The sequence below is a fragment of the Mesorhizobium sp. M7A.F.Ca.MR.362.00.0.0 genome (assembly GCF_004023175.1).
Taxonomy (GTDB): Bacteria; Pseudomonadota; Alphaproteobacteria; order Rhizobiales; family Rhizobiaceae; genus Mesorhizobium.
Map to the genome: position 1 here is coordinate 1 of NZ_RZTF01000647.1, position 2,086 is coordinate 2,086.

The following is a 2,086-nucleotide window of genomic DNA, read 5'->3' on the forward strand; positions in this document are numbered from 1 at the left end:
GGCCCGAAGGGCGACAAGGGCGACCAAGGTATCCAGGGCATCCAAGGCATTCAGGGCATCAAGGGTGACACGGGCGACATCGGCCCGAAAGGTGACCAGGGCGACCAAGGTATTCAGGGCATCCAGGGCATCCAGGGTGTGAAGGGCGACAAAGGTGATCCGGGTGACGGCGATATGTCGACCCCCGTCTACGACACCAATGTTGACGGAAAGGTCAACGCCGCCGACGTCGCCGACAGCGCGCCCTGGGGCGGCATCACTGACAAGCCGACCACCTTCAATGGCTACGGTATCGTCATATCGAATGCGCGCTTCCTCGGCCGCACCACAGCCGGCACTGGTGGTGTTGAGGAGCTGACCGCAGCTGGTATGCGCGCAGCGCTCAACATCGCTGATGGCGCCACTCCCAATCAAACCGACGCATACCTGCTCGATCGAAGCCACCACACGGGCACGCAGCTCGCCGCCACGATCTCGAACTTCTCGACGGCGGCTGACGCGCGCATAGGCGCTGCCGTGGGTGTCTCGGTTCAGGCATACAATGCAGCCCTGACCGGCACGACTGGCACGTTCACAACTGCCATGAGCGCCAAGCTCGGGTTCATCACTGTCACCGGCAATGTCGACCTGGACGATCTGCGCGCCAAAGTCATTGGGCTCGACCAGGCTATCATCCTGAAGGGCACCTGGGATGCCTCTACTGGTACCTTCCCAGGCGCTGGCGTAGCCCAAGCGGGCTGGACCTACATCATCTCGACCGGAGGCACGGTCAACGGCCAGACCTTCGTGAATGGCGATCGTATCGTCGCGATCGTCGACAACGCCTCGACCGCGACCTTCGCCGCCAATTGGTTCAAGGAAGACTACACCGACGCCGTGTTGTCGATCGCCGGCCGCACCGGGGCCGTCGTTCTGACCGCAGACGATATCAGCGACGGCACCACGAACAAAGCTTACACGGCGACGGAGAAGACGAAGCTCGCGGGCATCGCGTCAGCAGCAACTGCCAACAGCACCGACGCAGCGCTGCGTGATCGCTCCACCCATACCGGCACCCAGCTCGCCGCCACGATTTCCAACTTTGCCGCCACCGTCATAGCCACGGTTCTGACTGGGTTGTCGACGGCTACTGGCGGTGCGATCACCGCGGCCGACACGGTCCTGTCCGCGCTCGGCAAGCTGCAGAAGCAGATTACCGATCTGACAGCGACCGTTGGCGGTAAGCTCGGCGCGACGGCCCAGGCGGTCGACAGCGCAAAGCTTGCAGGTGCCTCTGCAGATCAAGCGACATCGGTCGGCACAATTGCCCAGCGGGACGGAGCCGGCGACATCACCACCCGCCTGTTCCGGTCTACCTTTCCGAACGGGGCCGATGCCGTGACAGGCTTCGTCGGTCGCATTTCTTCGGACGGCACTGGCGACACCTACCTCCGGCCGCAAACCATTGCGCAGACAAAGGCGCTTCTCGGCGTCGGCACGATGGCCAGTCGCGGTCTGACGATCTCCACCGCGGCACCGAGTGGCGGCGCCGATGGTGATGTCTGGTTCCAATACTCATGACAGCTTATGCGAAGGTTGGTGGCATCTGGAAGCCTTCGGTCGCTAAGCCTTGGGTTCGAGTCGGGGGTGTGTGGAAACAGCCCAATAAAGGCTACGTCAAGGTAGCCGGCGTGTGGCAGAAGTTTCTTGGCGGTGCTGTCGTAACTTATATTGGCAGATTGACGTCCGTTACCTCCGCTTCTAGCCACACCTTTAATGGTGCAGCAATTGGCCCTGCAGCGGCGGATCGCCTTGTGGTAATGGTGGTCACGGCTCGTTCTGGATCTAGTGGCCGCCTTATTAATGGTGCAACTATGAATGCTACCGCTGCTGTTGCGGTTTGCAAGACCAACGTTAGTCCTGCTATTTCCATTGCTGCGGGCATTTTTTCCTTGCCGATCACAACTGGAACTACAGCTAACCTGGTCACCAACTACAACGGCAATATGAGCAACGTTGCGGTCGATGTGTATAATATAAACGAAATGTCGTCTTCCACTGCTACCGCCGCTCCTACGGCAATCAGCAGTGCCTCGGTGTCGCCCTT

1 protein-coding gene and 1 pseudogene are annotated in these 2,086 nt (G+C 60.6%); both read left to right on the forward strand.

Annotated features, from left to right (window positions below; translation table 11 throughout):
- Positions 1–1,560 (forward strand): annotated as a pseudogene (locus EOC06_RS40495) (hypothetical protein); the annotation flags it as partial.
- Positions 1,557–2,086, forward strand: a 530-nt coding sequence (locus EOC06_RS36400) for a hypothetical protein (protein ID WP_164898972.1), incomplete at its 3' end; no start/stop codon positions are given. The pseudogene EOC06_RS40495 and the gene EOC06_RS36400, both read left to right, overlap by 4 nt.